2 protein-coding genes are annotated in these 1507 nt (G+C 47.3%); both read left to right on the forward strand.

Annotated features, from left to right (window positions below):
* On the forward strand, positions 1–599 hold a 599-nt coding region (locus DUW71_RS17445; protein WP_199671257.1), incomplete at its 5' end, for an ATP-binding protein.
* Between the two features lie 662 nt (positions 600–1261).
* Positions 1262–1411 (forward strand): integrase core domain-containing protein, encoded by a 150-nt coding sequence (locus DUW71_RS18125; RefSeq protein WP_119396560.1) that lies wholly within the window; start codon positions 1262–1264, stop codon positions 1409–1411.
* Positions 1412–1507 lie beyond the last annotated feature (96 nt).

The raw sequence follows: 1507 nt of genomic DNA on the forward strand, positions 1-1507 counted from the left end.
AAGGCATTTTGCCCATTGCCATGGCGGCACAAGCGCAAAACCATCATCTATTAGTTGCCAAAGATAACGCCGAAGAAGCGAGCCTAGCCAAACAAGCGGCGGTGTTTTATGCCAAAACACTTGTCGAAGTGGTGGCAAGCATCAATCAAGCACAAGCGCTTCCCAAAGCTGTACCCGGTGAAGACACACCCCTGCCCACTTATTTAGATTTAGCCGATGTAAAAGGCCAGCCGATGGCCCGCTTAGCACTGGAGGTTGCCGCCAGCGCTCGCCATAATTTACTGTTGTTTGGTCCGCCAGGTACCGGCAAGAGTATGCTAGCGCATCGTCTTGTAGGATTATTGCCACCATTAACTGAGCAGGAGGCCCTGCAAGTGGCAGCCCTTTATTCATTGGCCGGTAAGCAACGTCCTACCTGGGGAGAGCGGCCCGTGCGTTCACCGCATCATACAGCTTCAGGCGTAGCACTAGTTGGTGGAGGCTGTTGGAAATCACAATCACTGCGACAAGTTACAATACAGTGCGACAAAGTAAGATGGTATGGAAGCGTCGATGAAGAAATGTCTGAAAGAACTAGAAGACAAAAATTGGCGTTTTGAAAAAAAGAAGTACGCCGAAGAGCGCATTAAAGCCGAAATTCGTATTGAGGCGCTTGTGGGTAGGCTCTAAGGCCAATGCAGCGAAAGCAAATGGCAAGACCCTTGGTGAAGAAGCGACGCTTTGCATGGGACTGGCAGCTATTTGCCTTTGGAAGAGTGAAAGCTGCAATTTCTATTAGCCAATAGCTTTCCTCGGGAAAACTATATATCCCAAACTAGCAGATCCGCTAAAACACAACACGCAGGCGCTGGGAGTTCAAGCCCTTATATTTTTATTTACGCAGCGTAAAGGGTTACAAGTGGAACCACAAACGTGTGTATCTCATTTACTAAGGTCTTTAACTGAACCTTCGCATCAAACATAAGCTCCGCATCAAGCGAGATAAACCAGATGCGCTAAGTATTCCGTGCGAAATCAATAAAATTTGGTCGATGGATTTTATGTCTGACAATCTAGTAGATGGAAGAAGCACTCGAAAATTCAACATAATAGAAGACTACAACCGCGAAAGCTTAGCGAGGGGTGTTGATCTGTCTCTAGCATCCAAGCGAATGATTCTCTCACTTGAACAGGTGATAGATTGGCCAGGCAAGCCGAACGCTATGCGATGTGACAATAGCCCATTTCCGAGGAACTAAAGCATTGGGCAGAGAAATAAGAAATCAGCTTACTCTATACTCAGCTAGGCAAGCCTACTCAGAATGCTTACATCAAGCGATTGAACCAAACGGTGCGCCATCACTGGCTGAAGACACACACTTTGAATCGGTGGAGCAAGCGCCACAGAGAGGCAATAGCAGTAAAACAATGAAAGGCCAAACTCAGCAATTGGCGGCGCTCCGCCTAAGCATTTCTTGGTAGCTTAAAACCTTTAAGCCTAATACTGCTGTTAATAAAGGGGGGGGGG

Origin of the sequence: Salinibius halmophilus (assembly GCF_003577475.1) — a bacterium.
Lineage (GTDB): Bacteria > Pseudomonadota > Gammaproteobacteria > Pseudomonadales > Natronospirillaceae > Salinibius > Salinibius halmophilus.